The organism is Xanthomonas phaseoli pv. dieffenbachiae, assembly GCF_008639345.1.
Taxonomy (GTDB): Bacteria; Pseudomonadota; Gammaproteobacteria; order Xanthomonadales; family Xanthomonadaceae; genus Xanthomonas; species Xanthomonas phaseoli.
The window spans coordinates 2,002,701-2,018,592 of sequence record NZ_CP041380.1 but is presented as its reverse complement, the minus strand read 5'-3'; the positions used below and the strand labels follow the sequence as shown (position 1 = coordinate 2,018,592).

At 65.1% G+C, this 15,892-nt stretch carries 14 protein-coding genes; all 14 read right to left on the bottom strand.

Features of this window, described 5'->3' with window-relative positions; translation table 11 throughout:
• Nucleotides 1–169: 169 nt before the first annotated feature.
• Nucleotides 170–1,909, bottom strand: coding sequence for a single-stranded-DNA-specific exonuclease RecJ (gene recJ / locus FLG15_RS09305; RefSeq protein WP_150145916.1), 1,740 nt, complete (start codon nucleotides 1,907–1,909; stop codon nucleotides 170–172).
• Nucleotides 1,906–2,826 carry a hypothetical protein gene (locus FLG15_RS09300; protein WP_057677659.1) on the bottom strand — a complete coding sequence of 307 codons (921 nt, stop codon included), beginning with the start codon at nucleotides 2,824–2,826 and terminating at the stop codon, nucleotides 1,906–1,908. Before FLG15_RS09300 ends, recJ begins: the two co-directional genes overlap by 4 nt.
• Nucleotides 2,827–2,842: 16 nt before the next feature.
• Nucleotides 2,843–3,307 carry a transcription elongation factor GreA gene (gene greA / locus FLG15_RS09295; protein WP_170922320.1) on the bottom strand — a complete coding sequence of 155 codons (465 nt, stop codon included), beginning with the start codon at nucleotides 3,305–3,307 and terminating at the stop codon, nucleotides 2,843–2,845.
• 8 nt (nucleotides 3,308–3,315) lie between these two features.
• Nucleotides 3,316–6,558, bottom strand: a complete 3,243-nt coding sequence (gene carB, locus FLG15_RS09290; RefSeq protein ID WP_150145913.1) for a carbamoyl-phosphate synthase large subunit — start codon at nucleotides 6,556–6,558, stop codon at nucleotides 3,316–3,318.
• Nucleotides 6,559–6,566: 8 nt separating this feature from the next.
• Complete coding sequence (locus FLG15_RS09285) at nucleotides 6,567–6,974, bottom strand: PIN domain-containing protein (protein ID WP_150145908.1); 408 nt, start codon at nucleotides 6,972–6,974, stop codon at nucleotides 6,567–6,569.
• Nucleotides 6,971–8,119, bottom strand: coding sequence for an AAA family ATPase (locus tag FLG15_RS23400; protein WP_237377012.1), 1,149 nt, complete (start codon nucleotides 8,117–8,119; stop codon nucleotides 6,971–6,973). Before FLG15_RS23400 ends, FLG15_RS09285 begins: the two co-directional genes overlap by 4 nt.
• 69 nt (nucleotides 8,120–8,188) lie before the next feature.
• Entirely contained in the window at nucleotides 8,189–9,367 is a 1,179-nt protein-coding gene (carA, locus tag FLG15_RS09275) for a glutamine-hydrolyzing carbamoyl-phosphate synthase small subunit (RefSeq protein WP_057677656.1), read from the bottom strand.
• 239 nt (nucleotides 9,368–9,606) lie between these two features.
• The gene (gene dapB / locus FLG15_RS09270) at nucleotides 9,607–10,323 is read right to left on the bottom strand and encodes a 4-hydroxy-tetrahydrodipicolinate reductase (protein ID WP_017155291.1); all 717 of its coding nucleotides are present in this window, start codon (nucleotides 10,321–10,323) and stop codon (nucleotides 9,607–9,609) included.
• Between the two features lie 407 nt (nucleotides 10,324–10,730).
• Nucleotides 10,731–11,450 (bottom strand): MOSC domain-containing protein, encoded by a 720-nt coding sequence (locus FLG15_RS09265; RefSeq protein ID WP_057677655.1) that lies wholly within the window; start codon nucleotides 11,448–11,450, stop codon nucleotides 10,731–10,733.
• Nucleotides 11,447–12,649: an aminotransferase-like domain-containing protein gene (locus FLG15_RS09260; RefSeq protein ID WP_057677654.1), complete on the bottom strand. Its 1,203-nt coding sequence runs from the start codon at nucleotides 12,647–12,649 to the stop codon at nucleotides 11,447–11,449. Before FLG15_RS09260 ends, FLG15_RS09265 begins: the two co-directional genes overlap by 4 nt.
• A 227-nt stretch (nucleotides 12,650–12,876) precedes the next feature.
• Nucleotides 12,877–13,377 (bottom strand): hypothetical protein, encoded by a 501-nt coding sequence (locus tag FLG15_RS09255; RefSeq protein WP_017155293.1) that lies wholly within the window; start codon nucleotides 13,375–13,377, stop codon nucleotides 12,877–12,879.
• A 60-nt stretch (nucleotides 13,378–13,437) separates the two neighbouring features.
• Nucleotides 13,438–13,692, bottom strand: a complete 255-nt coding sequence (locus FLG15_RS09250) for a DUF6587 family protein (RefSeq protein ID WP_022559069.1) — start codon at nucleotides 13,690–13,692, stop codon at nucleotides 13,438–13,440.
• 1 nt (nucleotide 13,693) lies between these two features.
• Nucleotides 13,694–15,553: a ferrous iron transporter B gene (gene feoB, locus FLG15_RS09245; RefSeq protein ID WP_017155295.1), complete on the bottom strand. Its 1,860-nt coding sequence runs from the start codon at nucleotides 15,551–15,553 to the stop codon at nucleotides 13,694–13,696.
• Entirely contained in the window at nucleotides 15,550–15,798 is a 249-nt protein-coding gene (locus FLG15_RS09240; RefSeq protein WP_003486267.1) for a FeoA family protein, read from the bottom strand. The genes feoB and FLG15_RS09240 overlap by 4 nt, the downstream gene beginning before the upstream one ends.
• Between the last annotated feature and the right edge of the window lie 94 nt (nucleotides 15,799–15,892).

The window sequence follows — 15,892 nt, the reverse complement described above, 5'->3', positions numbered from 1 at the left end:
CTGCTTCGCTTATCAAGTGGCTAGCAGCAGGCTCGCTCGAAACGCGTGGGCCGATGCTTGATCCGCTCTCGAGTTGCCCAGCGATCGCGTTCGGCAGCCACCAGCGTATTTGCATGGGGATAACACCAAGTACGAATGTCACCAACCTGGGCGGCGCCAGGACCGCAGATCAGCCGGTGACTGTCGCCGGCTCGCAATGCTCGACGATCAACTGCACCGCCGTGCCGCCGCGGTAATCGTCGGCCACCAACCGATACGCCAGCCGCACCAGGCGCGCGGGGTCGCTGCCGCGCCAGCCATTGAAGTGGATGGCATTGAGCGGTTCCGCGCGTCCGGGGCACCGCAGGGTCAGCTTGAGGTGGCGTTCCTTGAGCACGCGGTGCTGCAGCACCTCGAACTGACCATCGAACAGCGGCTCGGGAAAGCCCTGCCCCCACGGACCGGCCACGCGCAGCGCTTCGGCATGCAGGTGATCGAGTTCGTGCGCGGCCAGTTCGCCGTCGCTGTGCAATTGGGCATGCAGCAGCGAGGCATCCACCATCGCCGTCACCTGCGCCTGGAAGGCCTGCTCGAACGTGGCCAATGCCGCATGCTCGATACTCAAGCCGGCTGCCATCGCATGGCCGCCGAACTTCTGGATCAATCCGGGATGCCGCGCATCCACCGCCGCCAGCACATCGCGGATATGCAGGCCGGGAATCGAGCGCGCCGAGCCACGCAACTGGCTGCTGCCCGGCTCGGCCGGCGCCAGCGCGATCACCGGACGGTGCAGGCGGTCCTTGAGTTTGGAGGCCACCAGGCCGATCACGCCCGGGTGCCATTCGGCATCGAACAGGCATGCGGCTATCGGCAATGCGCCATCGCCATCCAACACCACCTTGGCGACAGCGTGCTCGGCATCGTCGGTCATCAACTGCTGCACCGCGCGGCGTTCGGCGTTGATCTCTTCCAGCGTGCCGGCGATCTCGCGGGCCTGGCTCCAGTCTTCACTGAGCAACAGTTCGATACCCAGCGCCATGTCCTCGAGCCGACCGGCCGCATTGAGGCGTGGCCCGAGCGCAAAGCCGATATCGCTGGCGCTCAGCCGCGCCACATCGCGCCCGCTGGCATCGATCAAGGCACGCAACCCGATGCAGCCCTTGCCCTCGCGCAGGCGACGCAATCCGGCCGACACCAGCGCACGGTTGTTGGTATCCAGCGGCACCAGATCGGCAACGGTACCGACTGCGACCAGATCCAGCAGCACCGACAGGTCAGGCTCGGCGCGCTCGCCGAAGGCGCCGCGTGCGCGCAACACTTTCCGCAGCGCCAGCAACACATAGAAGATCACCCCGACCCCGGCCAGGGTCTTGCTGGGGAAGGTGTCCTCGGCCAGGTTCGGGTCGACGATCGCATCGGCCGGCGGCAGCGCCTCGCCCGGCAGATGATGGTCGGTGACCAGCACCGTCCAGCCCCGCGCCTTGGCTGCGGCCACGCCGGCGTGACAGGCGATGCCGTGATCGACGGTGACCAGCACATCCGGCTGCAACGCTGCCAGTTCGTCGACCAACGCAGGCGACAAGCCATAGCCATGCACCATGCGATTGGGCACGGCGTGGTGCACATCCAGCGCGCCGAGCATGCGCAAGCCACGCACGCCGACGGCGCAGGCGGTGGCGCCATCGCAGTCGAAATCGCCCACCACCAGGATGCGCCGTTGCTGCGCGATCGCATCGGCCAATAGCTCAGCGGCCACGCCGCTGTTGTGCAGCAATTCCGGCGACAACAACTGGGCCAGTCGCGGCTGCGTGCCTTGCGCATCGGTGACACCACGCGCTGCATAGATGCGGCGCAGCAGCGGCAACATGGTCTCGGGCCAACTGCCGGCCTGCCCGGCGGGGCGCCGGACGATCCGTGGAGGCGACGTCATTGCGCCAGCTGCACCCGCGGCGTGCGCCAGAAACGCCAGCGCTGCGCATGGGTGAGCGCTACGCTCTCGCCGTCCTGGAAGTCCAGCACCAGCCGATCCAGTTCGCCGCGCGCCATTGCCGCCAACAGCGGCGCCACCGCATCGTCGCTGAACTGCTGCAGCGAACGTAGATGACGCAGATCCACCAGCGCATCGACGCGTTGTTCGCCCTGCGCATCGGCGCCTGCCGCCAGCGCCAGCGCCCGCAGCAGCGATTCGCGGCTGCGCACCTGCCGATGCGGCGAACTCACCGCGTGCGGCAGCACGCCGCCGCCCCAGAACCACAGCGAATTGATGGCCGGCTTGCCGCTGGCGACGCGGCCCTCGTTCCACGGATGTTGATGCAGCAGCACCTGCGCTTCGGTCAGCAAGGCCCGCCAGCGGCGCCCGCTGTCGCCGGCCGGCAGGTGCTCGAACAAGTCGTCGCCAATGGCGACATCGGGCGGTGCGAAGTCCGGCAATTTCGCATCTGGCGACAGGCGCAGATACCAACGCGACGGCGTGGGCGCATCCAGCAAAAAGCCGGCATCGCCGAACATCGGCTTGAGGATGGGCAAGAGCACCGCCAGATCGTCGGCGGTGGCACCGAGCGCCTCGCCGTAGCCCATCAACCGCGCACCCTGCATGTCCGGCACCACGTAGGCCGGATCCGCGCGCACCCAGGTGGCGCCGGCGGCATCGCCGGCATCCAGCTGGCGCGTCAACGCGGCCACCGGCCAGTGCGCCGGGGTCAGGCTGAAATGGCGCTGCAATTGCGCCACTTCGCCGGCATCGGCGGTGTGCCCGTCGGCGCGCGCAAGCGCACGCGCCACTGCCGTGTCGCCCAGGGTTCCGGGCAGGCGGCGTTTTTCCGGCAGCAGCAGCGTGGCGGTGGTCATCGCGCAGTGATGCCGGTCAGTCCAGGTAGGCGACGCTGACGACTTCGTACTCGCGCTGGCCGGCCGGCGCGTCGATGGTGACCGAATCGCCTTCCAGCTTGCCGATCAACGCACGTGCCAGCGGCGAGGAGATCGCGATCAGGCCCATCTTGATGTCCGCTTCCAGGTCGCCGACGATCTGGTAGCGCTTCTCTTCGTCGGTTTCGGTATCGGCCAGCGTCACCGTGGCGCCGAACACGATCTTGTTACCGGCCGACAACTTGGTGATGTCGATGATTTCGGCATGCGAAAGCTCGCTTTCCAGCTGCTTGATGCGGCCTTCGATAAAGCTCTGCTGCTCGCGCGCAGCGTGGTATTCGGCATTTTCCTTCAGGTCGCCGTGCGCACGCGCTTCGGCGATCGCATTGATCACCTCCGGGCGCTTGACCGACTTCAAATGCTCCAGCTCTTCGCGCAGGCGCTGCGCGCCCTTCGATGTCATGGGTGCTCTCATGCTTCCAGCTCCTTGTGCAGTTCCTGCAGCGACCACACGGGGCCGGTGCCGCGGAATTCCAGCGATTGCACCAGCGCCTTGGCGCCGGCGACAGTGGTCGAATAGGTCACGCGATGCTGCAGCGCTTCGCGGCGGATCGAGAACGAATCCGAAATGGCAGCGCGACCTTCAGTGGTGTTGACGATGTAGACGATCTCACCGTTCTTGATCGAATCGACGATGTGCGGGCGGCCTTCGGCCACCTTGTTGACGATTTCGCAGCTCAGCCCGTTCTGCTGCAGCCAGGCACCGGTACCGCGCGTGGCCACCAGCGTGAAGCCACGCTCCACCAGCGCCTGCGCCACCGGCAAGACGCGCTGCTTGTCCGGGTCGCGCACCGAGACGAAGGCCTTGCCGACCGGCGGCGCCTTGATGCCACCGGCTTCCTGCGCGCGTGCGAACGCGGCGCTGAAGCTGCGGCCCACGCCCATCACCTCACCGGTGGAGCGCATCTCCGGCCCGAGGATCGGGTCCACGCCCTGGAACTTGGCGAACGGGAAGATCGCTTCCTTCACCGAGTAATAGTCCGGCACGATTTCCTTGGTGGCACCCTGCTCGGCCAGCGTCTTGCCGGCCATGCAACGTGCGGCGATCTTGGCCAGCGGCATGCCGATCGCCTTGGACACGAACGGCACCGTGCGCGAGGCACGCGGGTTCACTTCCAACAGGTACACGATGTCGTCGCCCGCTTCGTTGACCTGCACCGCGAACTGGGTGTTCATCAGGCCGACCACGTTCAAGCCTTCGGCCAGCATCACCACCTGGCGACGCAGCTCGGCCTGGGTCTGCGGCGAGAGCGAATATGGCGGCAGCGAGCACGACGAATCGCCCGAGTGCACGCCGGCCTCTTCGATGTGTTCCATCACCCCGCCGATCAGCACGTTGCCGTCCTTGTCGGCAATGATGTCCACGTCCACTTCCACCGCGTTGTCGAGGAAGCGGTCCAGCAGCACCGGCGAATCGTTGGAGACCTTGACCGCATCGCGCACGTAGCGCGCCAGGTCGGATTCGCCGTAGACGATTTCCATAGCACGACCGCCCAGCACGTAGCTCGGGCGCACCACCAGCGGGTAGCCGATTTCGCGCGCCAGCACCAAGGCTTCTTCGGCATTGCGCGCGATGCGGTTCGGCGGCTGCTTCAGGCCGAGCTTGTCGACCAGCTGCTGGAAACGCTCGCGGTCTTCGGCCAGGTCGATCGAGTCTGGCGAGGTGCCGATCACCGGCACGCCATTGGCCTCCAACGCACGTGCCAGCTTCAGCGGAGTCTGCCCGCCGTACTGCACGATCACGCCCTTGGGTTTTTCCAACTCGACGATTTCCAGCACGTCTTCCAGCGTCAGCGGCTCGAAATACAGACGGTCGGACGTGTCGTAGTCGGTGGAGACGGTTTCCGGATTGCAGTTGACCATGATGGTCTCGTACCCGTCATCGCGCAGCGCCAGTGCCGCGTGCACGCAGCAGTAATCGAACTCGATGCCCTGGCCGATGCGGTTGGGGCCACCGCCCAGGATCATGATCTTGTCGCGATCGGTCGGCAGCGCCTCGCATTCGTCCTCGTAGGTCGAATACAGATAGGCCGTGCTGGTGGCAAATTCGGCCGCGCACGAATCCACGCGCTTGTAGACCGGGCGCACCTTCAGCGCGCGGCGCAAGGTGCGCACCGATTCTTCGTTGCTGCCGATCAGCTGCGCCATGCGCGCATCGGAGAAGCCGGCACGCTTGAGCATGCGCAGGCGCGGCGCATCCAGCGCCGCCATGCCGTCGTCGGCCAGCTGCTGTTCGTGGCTGATGATTTCTTCGATCTGGTCCAGGAACCAGGGGTCGATGAACGACAGTGCATACACATCGGCCACCGTCATGCCGGCGCGGAAGGCATCGGCCACGTAGAACAGCCGCTCCGGACCCGGTGCCTTGAGCTCGCGCTTGAGCGTGGCCATGTCGTCTTCGTTGCCCAGGTCCAGGCCGGTCGGGTCCAGGCCGATCTTGCCGGTTTCCAGGCCACGCAGCGCCTTTTGCAGCGATTCGGAGAAGGTGCGGCCCATCGCCATCACTTCGCCGACCGACTTCATCTGCGTGGTCAGGCGCGCATCGGCTTGCGGGAATTTTTCGAAGGCAAAACGCGGAATCTTGGTGACCACGTAGTCGATCGACGGTTCGAACGAGGCCGGGGTCAGGCCACCGGTGATCTCGTTCTTCAATTCGTCCAGCGTGTAGCCCACGGCCAGCTTGGCGGCGACCTTGGCGATCGGGAAGCCGGTGGCCTTGGATGCCAGCGCCGAGGAGCGCGACACGCGCGGGTTCATTTCGATGACGACCACGCGGCCGGTGGTCGGGCTGATGCCGAACTGCACGTTCGAGCCGCCGGTGTCCACGCCGATCTTGCGCAGCACCGCGATCGAGGCATCGCGCAGGCGCTGGTATTCCTTGTCGGTCAAGGTCTGCGCCGGGGCCACGGTGATCGAGTCGCCGGTGTGCACGCCCATCGGATCCAGGTTCTCGATCGAGCAGACGATGATGCAGTTGTCCGCGGTGTCGCGGACCACTTCCATCTCGAATTCCTTCCAGCCCAGCACCGACTCTTCCACCAGCACTTCGGTGGTCGGCGACAGTTCCAGGCCGCGACCGACGATCTCGATCAGCTCTTCGCGGTTGTAGGCAATGCCGCCACCGCTACCGCCCAGGGTGAAGCTGGGACGGATGATGGTCGGGTAACCGACGCGGGTCTGGATCTCCAGCGCTTCTTCCAGCGTGTGCGCGACCGCGGCCTTCGGGCATTCCAGGCCAATCTCGCCCATCGCCACGCGGAACAGCTCGCGGTCTTCGGCCATGCGGATGGCTTCGCGCTTGGCGCCGATCAGCTCGACGTTGCACTTCTCCAGCACCCCGTGGTCGGCCAGGTCCAGCGCGCAGTTCAGCGCGGTCTGCCCGCCCATGGTCGGCAGCAGGGCATCGGGCTGTTCCTTGGCAATGATCTTTTCGACCGTCTGCCAGTTGATCGGCTCGATGTACACGGCATCTGCCATGTTCGGGTCGGTCATGATGGTGGCCGGATTGCTGTTGACCAGCACCACGCGGTAACCCTCGTCGCGCAGCGCCTTGCACGCCTGCGCACCGGAGTAGTCGAACTCGCAGGCCTGGCCGATGACGATCGGGCCGGCGCCGATGATGAGGATGGTCTTAAGGTCGGTGCGCTTTGGCATTGTCTTCTTCAGGCCTTCATAAGTTTTTGAATCGTCTCAATATCCTCATCCTTGCTGAGCATCTCGAGTTCGTTGATTTCTGCGCAGACGCAATGGAAGACGTCGAATTTGCGCTTATCCAGCTTGATGTTGGTCTGGCGAGCTTTCCGGAATACTTCCGCAGCACGAATTGCCTCTAGGCCCCGTACTTCGAACTCCTTCATGTCGTTGAGGATGGCGTTCACATCCTCGACATCCGCCTCGTCCAGGCCACGCAACACTTCGTATCGAATCAGCGGGGAGATCGCGGTCTTGACGTCCGGATCGGCGACCAGCGCCTCGAACGTCGACAGCGAAGCTGCGTGAGCCGCGTTGCCCTCCTGCCCGTCCAATGCGCCGATCAGCAGGTTGGCATCCAGCAGTACCAGACGAGTCATGCCTGCTTTCCACCCTGGCGCTCGCGGCGCTGCTTGACCAGGTCCAGCAACGCACGCTTGGTGGCGGACTGGTCTTCGCTGACCAGTGCATCGCGCTTGAGTGCATTGAGATCGACCCCAAAGGTCTCCTCAAGCACGTCCGCAAATGCCTTCATATTGGGCGAGTCGATCACAGACGATTTGACCACTCCATCTTTCGCATCGCGCTCAAGCAGATAGGCCTCGCCTTGCTCAAGTTGGGTCAACACCAGCGGCGAGTGGGTGCTGATGAAGAACTGCGTGTTCGGAAACAGCGCCTTCAGATGTCTGACGATGTTGACCTGCCAACCAACGTGGAGATGACTTTCGATCTCGTCGATCAGCACCACCCCCGGAAGGTTCTGCAGATCCTTGGAGTTGCTGAAACCCGCATAGCCGGAAATGATCGCTTGAAAAAGCTTGACCACCGAGGCAAAGCCCGAACTGAGTTCGCCCAGTTCACGCATCTGACGTTCGATACTCAGATAAACTCGCTGCGAGCCGTCTATCTGTAGAAACTCCGGATCCACGCGCTGATCGATACGATGCAGCAGCTTCAACACCGACTCGATCTCGTTACGCAAATTGTCCTTTTCCACTTGAAAGGGGTTCACCGACTGCGCACGTTGTATGAACCAGACCCGGATGTCTGCATCCATTCCAGCAGAGCGCAAAGAACCTCTTTCGCACTCCTGCAACAACATGCCAAAGTGCTGAGACCTACGTTCCTCGAAGTTTCCTAGTGCCGCAATAGATGTGGGCAGACGTCCTATCGACGAGCGCCCACCCGCTCCGATGTAAACCAAGGGACGAGAGTGACGCACTGCATGCGGAGCAACAGCTCGTACATGTATCAGTTGCTGCGGGGGCAGATCCACTAGGTACTGCGCATCGTCGATAAGGACAGCGGATGCGGGAACGCTTTGTCCGGCATGGACCACCGAATTACTCTCGACCCGCAAAAACTCCTCATTGGTGAATAGCAACGCACCATAGATGGCCTCTAACGACCTTGTCTTGCCAACGCCGTTGACACCGAAAAGCACGCGCGCCCGGCTGGCTGCATCGAACCGCAGCTCCACCTTGCCGACTCCCTTCAAACCTTCAATGTCGATGCGATCAAGCATTGGAATCTCCACTGAATCCAGGGTGTGCCGCGCAGTCACCAAAGCGAGCACATGGCGCGGCGACGGTGTTCAAGCTTTCGCTTCAGCCATCAGCGCCGTGAACCGGTCGAACAGCGGCCCCACATCGCGCGGTCCCGGCGAGGCCTCCGGATGGCCCTGGAACGAGAACGCCGGTGCGTCGGTGAGCGCGATGCCCTGGTTGGTGCCGTCGAACAACGAGCGGTGAGTGACCCGCACGTTGGCCGGCAAGGTGCTTTCATCCACTGCAAAACCGTGGTTCTGCGAGGTGATCATCACCCGGCCGCCGTCCAGATCCTGCACCGGGTGGTTGGCGCCGTGGTGGCCGGTGGTCATCTTGAGCGTCTTGGCGCCGGCAGCCAGCGCCAGCAACTGATGGCCCAGGCAGATGCCGAAGGTCGGCACCTTGTGCGCCACCAACTCCTTGATCGCAGCGATTGCGTAGTCGCACGGCTCCGGGTCGCCCGGGCCGTTGGACAGGAACACGCCATCCGGGTTCATCGCCAGCACCTCTGCCACCGGGGTCTGCGCCGGCACCACGGTGACATCGCAGCCGCGCTCGGCCAGCATGCGCAGGATGTTGAGCTTGACGCCGTAGTCGTAGGCCACGACCTTGAATGCGTGTCCCTCGCCAGAGCCGGTACTTCCCTGCGCGGACTTTCCACTATTCAACGCGCCCAGACCCAGAAAGCTGTCCGAGTTCAGATCCAGCGAACCTTCCTTCCAGTTGTAGCTGCTCTCGGTCGAGACCACCTTGGCCAGATCCATGCCTTTCAGGCCGGGGAACTTGCGTGCGGCTTCCAGCGCTTTTTCGACGTCGATCTCGCCGGCCATCAGCGCGCCATTCTGGGCGCCCTTCTGCCGCAGCAGGCGGGTCAGCTTGCGGGTGTCGATGCCGGAGATGGCAACCACACCGCGGGCCTGCAGCCATTCCGGCAAGGCCACCTGGCTGCGCCAGCTGCTGGGGCGGCGCGGCACATCGCGCACGATCAGGCCGGCCGCCCAGATCTTGCGGGCTTCGTCGTCCTGATCGGTAAAGCCCGTGTTGCCGATATGCGGATAGGTCAGCGTGACCATCTGGCGGGCGTAGGAGGGATCGGTCAGGACTTCCTGATAGCCGGTCATGGCGGTGTTGAACACCACTTCACCGACGGAAAGCCCGTTGGCGCCTACGGATTCGCCCTCGAACACGGTGCCGTCTTCGAGGACAAGGATTGCGGGTTGGGTCACGTGGGGGTCTCGCTCTGGCTGCCTGGGACTCCGATGCGCTCCCGGCCAAATTCCGGTTGCAGCAAAGCGCGGACGCGGTGCTGGGGACCGGTCCGACGCTGGTTCGGGCAAGCGAGAATTGTAAAGGCAACTGCCCTGCCATGCCAGTCTGAAGAGCATCGGATGCAGGCGCGCGTCAACGCCGAGGCATGAATGGGCCGCGACGTGCGGCTACCGTTCATGCATGGCTGAGGGCGTGCTTACAGCACCAGATCGCGCACGCGGTAGCTGCCTGCCGGCTTGCCGATCAGCCGCTTGGCCGCATGCAAGGCACCACGCGCGAAGATGTCGCGGTTGGTCGCGCGATGCACCAGCTCGACCCTCTCGCCCAGCCCGGTGAACTGCACGGTGTGTTCGCCGACGATGTCGCCGGCACGCAGGCTGACATAGCGCGGCTGTGCGCCGCTGCCGGTCGCCGCTTCGCCCAGCGTCAACGCAGTGCCGGAGGGCGCGTCCTGCTTGTGCACGTGATGCGCTTCGAGGATGTCGCAGTCCCAACCCGGCAAGGTGCCGGCCGCGCGCTCCACCAGCTCGGTCAGCACCGCAACGCCGAGACTGAAGTTGGACGCCCACACCAGCGCAATCTGCTGGGCGGCATCGCGCAAGGCCGCACGCTGCGCCTCGTCGAGCCCGGTGGTGCCGGACACCAGCGGCTTGCCCCGCTGCGCGCACAACGCCAGGATCGGTGCGAAGCCCTGCGGCAAACTGAAATCGATGGCCACATCGAACGCAGGCGCGCCGCCGAGTTCGCTGGCAGCGAAGAACGGCACCCCATCGACCACGCGCTGGGAGGGCGAGCGACCCACCACGGCCCCGACCACCTGCAAGGCCTGGTCTTCGGCGGCCAATCGCAGCAACGCCTTGCCCATCCGCCCGGAGGCGCCGTGGATCAGAACTTTCACAGCAGAGGTTGTCATGGCGGCGGCTGGCTTGGCGATGTGGGGGGTACACGATAGCCGGGATTGGGGAGTTGGGATTAGCGATTCGTCGCCGCAGTGCCGCACTGCGCACGATGCGGCGTTGCGGGGTCGCGCGACTGGTCGCTTTCGTGGCGGGCGACGAGGCGTGGCGAAGGGTTCTTGGAGGGGTAGCGACGAGTGGAGAGCCGCAGGAATGCAACTGGACTCTGCCGACTTCGTGAGCTGCACGGCCACCTATATAAAGCAGTGATGTCGGCCGCTCTAAGCATGGCTATCGCAAGGAGCGTGCATCTTTCATCCCGGCGTGGGAGACGCCCGGCGCAAGCGCCTATACGTGCCGCACAAGCCGACGCAAGCAGCGACCACATCCGCCTGGCACTGCGCAGCAGCTTTGTTTGCCGCGCTTAATCGCCGATACCCTCCAGCCGCTTGCTCCAGCTTTCCACTTCGCTGCGCTGCAGGCGGCGTTCGAAAAGCGTGCGCCAGGACGGCACCAGCGGCAGCTGCAATACCGCGGTGACGGCTGCAACGTCGACCTGACGCGCGTATAGCACCTGCTGCAGACGGGACAGCGGCCAATCCGGATGCGGCCGCGTCTGCAGGGTCAGCAGGTCGCCGGCCGCAACGCTGCCCGGCTGCAACACGCGGTAATACCAGCCGGTACGGCCGGTTTCCTGCACGCGCCGCGCCAGCTCGCGCACGCCAAAGCGGTCCGAGAGCTTCCAGCACGGTTGTCGCAACTGCGACACCTCCACCACTGCAGTGCCCAAGGTGAAGCGATCGCCGAGACAGACATCGGCTTCGGTCACGCCCACGCTGCTGAGGTTTTCGCCGAAGGCACCTGCCGCCTCCAGCAACACGTGCGGACCAAGTTCCTCGCGCCAGGCGACGTAGTGATCGCGTGGGTAATGATGGATGGCCTTGTCCGGCCCGCCATGCACGCGCCGGTCGCCCTGCTCGTCGCCCTCCAGGCCTTCGATGCCCACCTGCACCGCCCCCTGCAGCGGACGTTTGTCGATCGCACTGCGGCTGCCAGGGCGCGTGAAGTCGCGCGCGCTGCCGATGGCGACGTGGTCGATCCTGATCGCCATCGGCGCACCCTGCTCTGCCGTCGCCCCTGTCACGCGCCCTGGCCTGGCAATTCGGCCAGCGCCTCGCGCAGCAACTCGCCCAGCACCTGGATGCCGGCATCGATCTTCTCGCCGGGGACGGTGACGAACGACAGGCGCAGCGTATTGGTCTGCGGCAAGGTGGCGTAGAACGGCGCGCCGGGTACGAACGCGACATTGCGTGCGATGGCTCGCGCCAGCAACGCAGTCCCATCCAGCCCCGGTGGCAAGGTCACCCACAAGAACATGCCGCCCTCCGGGCGATTCCACTGCACCTGCGCCGGGAAGTGCCGGTCCAGTGCCTCCAGCATCAGGCTGCACTGGCGCGCGTACAGCGCCCGGATCTGCGGAATATGGGTCTGGAGAAAATCGTCCTGCAAGGTCTGGTACACCACGCGCTGGGTGAACGATGGCGTATGCAGATCGGCTGCCTGCTTGGCCTGGATCAGCTTGCCCAGCACTGCCTCGGGCGCCACCACGTAACCCAGCCGCAGGCCGGGCGCGAGCACCTTGGAAAACGAGCCCATGTAGATGACGCCTTCCGGGTTCATCGACAACAGGCTCGGCAACGGCTCACCGCTGTAATACAGCTCGCCATACGGGTCGTCTTCGACAATCGGCACACCTGCCTCGGCCGCACGCGCCACCAAGGCCTGGCGACGCGCCAACGGCAAGCGCCGGCCGGTGGGATTTTGAAAATTCGGCAGGCAGTACAGAAAGCGCGCATCGGCCAGCAACGACGGATCCAGCGCATCCACCACCACGCCATCCGCGTCCGAGGGCATGCCGACGAATGCCGGCTGGAACAACGAAAATGCCTGCAACGCGCCCAGGTAGCTCGGCGTTTCCACCAACACCTTGCTGCCTTCGTCGATGAAGACCTTGCCGAGCAGGTCCAGGCCTTGTTGCGAGCCGGTGGTGATCAGCACCTGGCTGGGGCGGATGCTGGCGCCATCGCGACTCAGCCGTGCGGCCACCCATTCGCGCAGCGGCGCATAACCCTCGGTGGGGCCGTATTGCAAGGCCGCCTGCGGGGCGTCGCGCAGCACCTGGTCGCTGGCAGCGCGCATGCGCTCCACCGGAAAGGTGGCTGGCGACGGCAGGCCGCCGGCGAAGGAAATGACCTCCGGCCGTTCGGTCACCTTGAGGATTTCGCGAATCGCCGAACTGGTCAGCGCCTGCGCACGTCGGGAGATCTGGAAGGAGGTCGTCATGGCACAAGCATAGCGAACGCCAGTGGTTGCGGCGCTGTGCAATGCAGCGACGGATCGCTGGCCGCCCGTCTTGCCCGGTACGGAGTCCAGAGGCCAGCGGCACGTCGCCGGCAATCATCAGCCAACCGTGGAGGGCGCACTGCACCTGCCCTGTCCGCATCGCACAGGCCGCACCCAGCGCCGACCGCGCCGCCGGGCAGCAAGCGCAGACGCCTGGCCCACGGCGCTTATTGGTACGCCGGGCCGACCCAGGCGGTGCCTTCGCTGTGGGCGATGAGCGTCTTCCAGCGCTTGCGGATCACCTTGTCGCGGGTGCGAAAGGTCATGCGCACGCCCGGCAGACCGAGCGTGGCGCGGGTTTCGACCATCGCCGAGTGTTCGTCTGCGGCGATGTCGATCTTGGTGATCGACTGCTTGTAGTCGATCAGCTCTTCCGGATCGGCCACGTGGCTCATCTGCCGCAGCACCTGTGCCCATTCGCCGTTGGATTTGCAATATTTCTCGCGGGTGGCGGTTTGCCGCTGCTGATGCGAATCCATGCGGTACAACACCACCATTTCGAATTCCGGCGCGGTCATCGCGCAGAGCGCCTCGCCGTCCTGGCTCAACATCGCCTTGTCGTGCGCGGCATAGAAATCGCGCACCTGCTTCTCGTCGAGCGCGTTGCCGCCATAGTTATAAAGGCCCGCAACGGCGGCCAGCACCGCCAACAACACCAGCAATCGCATCACCGCCCCCTTGTCTTGCCGCGTCCTGCGGCCGCGCAAGTGTAGACCAGACGACGCGGGTCAGTGGCTGCGGGGCGGGGTCGGGCCACAGCTGTCGCAACCGCCGCAGGCCGAGACGGTTTGGGCGGCAGGCGGTGCCACGCGACGCCCCAGTGCCTGCATCCATGCCGGCCGCCCGTTGCGCAGCAGCCCAAGCGCAAGCGCGCCACGCAGGCGACGCAGCACACCGGGAAACTGTTTCTTCATCACCACCCACAGGCTGACCAGCACGGCGATGGCGATCACCAGGTATTGCAGCGTGAGCGAAAGCGTCATCTCAGCCGGCTCCCAGCAGCACGGCCAGCTGGTAGGTCACCAGCGAGGCCAGGTAGGCCAGCGCGAACAGGTACACCGCGCTGATGGTCATCTGTTTCCACGAGTTGGTTTCGCGCTTGATCGTGGCCAGCGTGGAAATGCACATCGGTGCGTAGATGTACCAGACCAGCAGCGACAACGCGGTGGCCAGCGACCACCCGTCGCTGATCAGCGGCGACAACGCCTGCGCTGCCGCGTCATCGTCGGCTGCAGACAACGCGTACACCGTGGCCAGCGAGGCCACCGCCACTTCGCGCGCGGCCAGGCCGGGAATCAACGCGATGCAGATCTGCCAGTTGAAGCCCAGCGGTGCGAAGAACACCGCCATTGCGTGGCCGATACGACCGGCGAAGCTGTAGTCGATTGGCGGCAAGGTGGCGTTGGCCGGCGCCTCGGGAAACGACAGCAGGAACCACAGCAGGATGGTCAGCGCCAGGATGATGCCGCCCACGCGCTTGAGGAAGATCCAGGCGCGCTCCCACAGCCCCAGCGCCAAGTCGCGTACCTGCGGCACGCGGTAGGACGGCAGCTCCAGCATCAACGGGTGCTCGCTCTTGTCGCGCCGCCATTTCTTCATCGTCCACGAGACCAGCAGCGCACTGACGATGGCCGCAGCGTACAGACCGAACAGCACCAGCCCCTGCTGGTTGAAAATGCCCCACACCGTCTTCTGCGGAATGAAGGCGCCGATCAACAACGCATACACCGGCAGCCGCGCCGAACACGTCATCAGCGGCGCGACCATGATGGTGGCGAGCCGGTCGCGCGGGTCCTGGATGCTGCGCGTGGACATGATGCCCGGCACCGCACACGCAAAACTCGACAACAGCGGAATGAACGAGCGCCCCGACAAACCGGCCACCGACATCATGCGATCGAGCAGAAACGCCGCACGCGGCAGATAGCCGGATTCTTCCAATGCCAGGATGAAGGCGAACAGGATCAGGATCTGCGGCAGGAACACGATCACCCCGCCAAGCCCGGCGATGACGCCATCCTTGAGCAAGCTGTTGAGCGGACCTTCCGGCAACGTCGCGCCGACCCAATCGCCCAGGGCAGCGGTGCCGCCGTCGATCAGGTCCATGACCGGCGCGGCCCAGGCATAGACCGCCTGGAAGATCAGGAACATCACCACCGCCAGGGTGACCAGGCCCCAGACCGGATGCAGCAGCCAGCGGTCCAGCGCGTCGTCCACCCGCGAGGTGCGGGTGGGCATGGTCACCGCTGCGCCGAGGATCTGCCGCACCAGCGCGTGATAATTACCGTCGGCCGGCGGATTGGCGGCGGGCGCCGCCAGGCGTGCCGCCTGTGCATCGAGCCGCTCGACCAGCACCTTGGCACCACCGCGCCGCACCGCCACCGTTTCGACCACCGGCACGCCGAGCGCCTGCTCCAGTGCCGGCAGGTCGATGACGATCCCGCGTCGCTGCGCGGCATCCATCATGTTCAGCGCCACGATCATCGGCCGGCCGAGCTCGCGCAACTCCAACGCAAAGCGCAGATGCAGGCGCAGATTGGTCGCATCCATCACATAGACCAGCACGTCCGGCGCCGGCTCGCCCGGATAGAAGCCACGGCACAGGTCGCGGGTGATCGCCTCATCCAGGCTCGCCGGTTGCAGGCTGTAGGCGCCGGGCAGATCCAGTACCGCAAACTCGCGCCCGGAGGGTGCGCGGAAGTGCCCTTCCTTACGCTCGACGGTGACGCCGGTGTAATTGGCCACTTTCTGCCGGCTGCCGGTCAGCTGGTTGAACAATGCGGTCTTGCCGCTGTTGGGGTTGCCGACCAACGCCAGGCGCAGCGGGACGGTGGCCGCGCTCATGCCGATCCTCCCGCATGGCGCACCTGTACGCGCGCAGCCTCGCTGCGCCGCAGGGCAAAGCGCGTATAGCCCACCTGTACCAACAACGGCTCGCGGCCGACCGGTCCGGTCGCCAGCACCGTGACTTCCTCGCCTGCGACAAACCCCAACTCCCGCAAGCGCCGGGCGATCGTGTCGTTGGGGAGACGATCCTCCACGGAGTCCACGATGGCGGCACGATGCAAAGGCATGTCGGACAGCGTCACAAAGACGGCCTGATTGTTAGGAATGGTTCTCAATTCTAGCATCGACGCACCGCGTCATGGCTCCGGCGACCCGGCCCGCTATCATGGTTCGCAT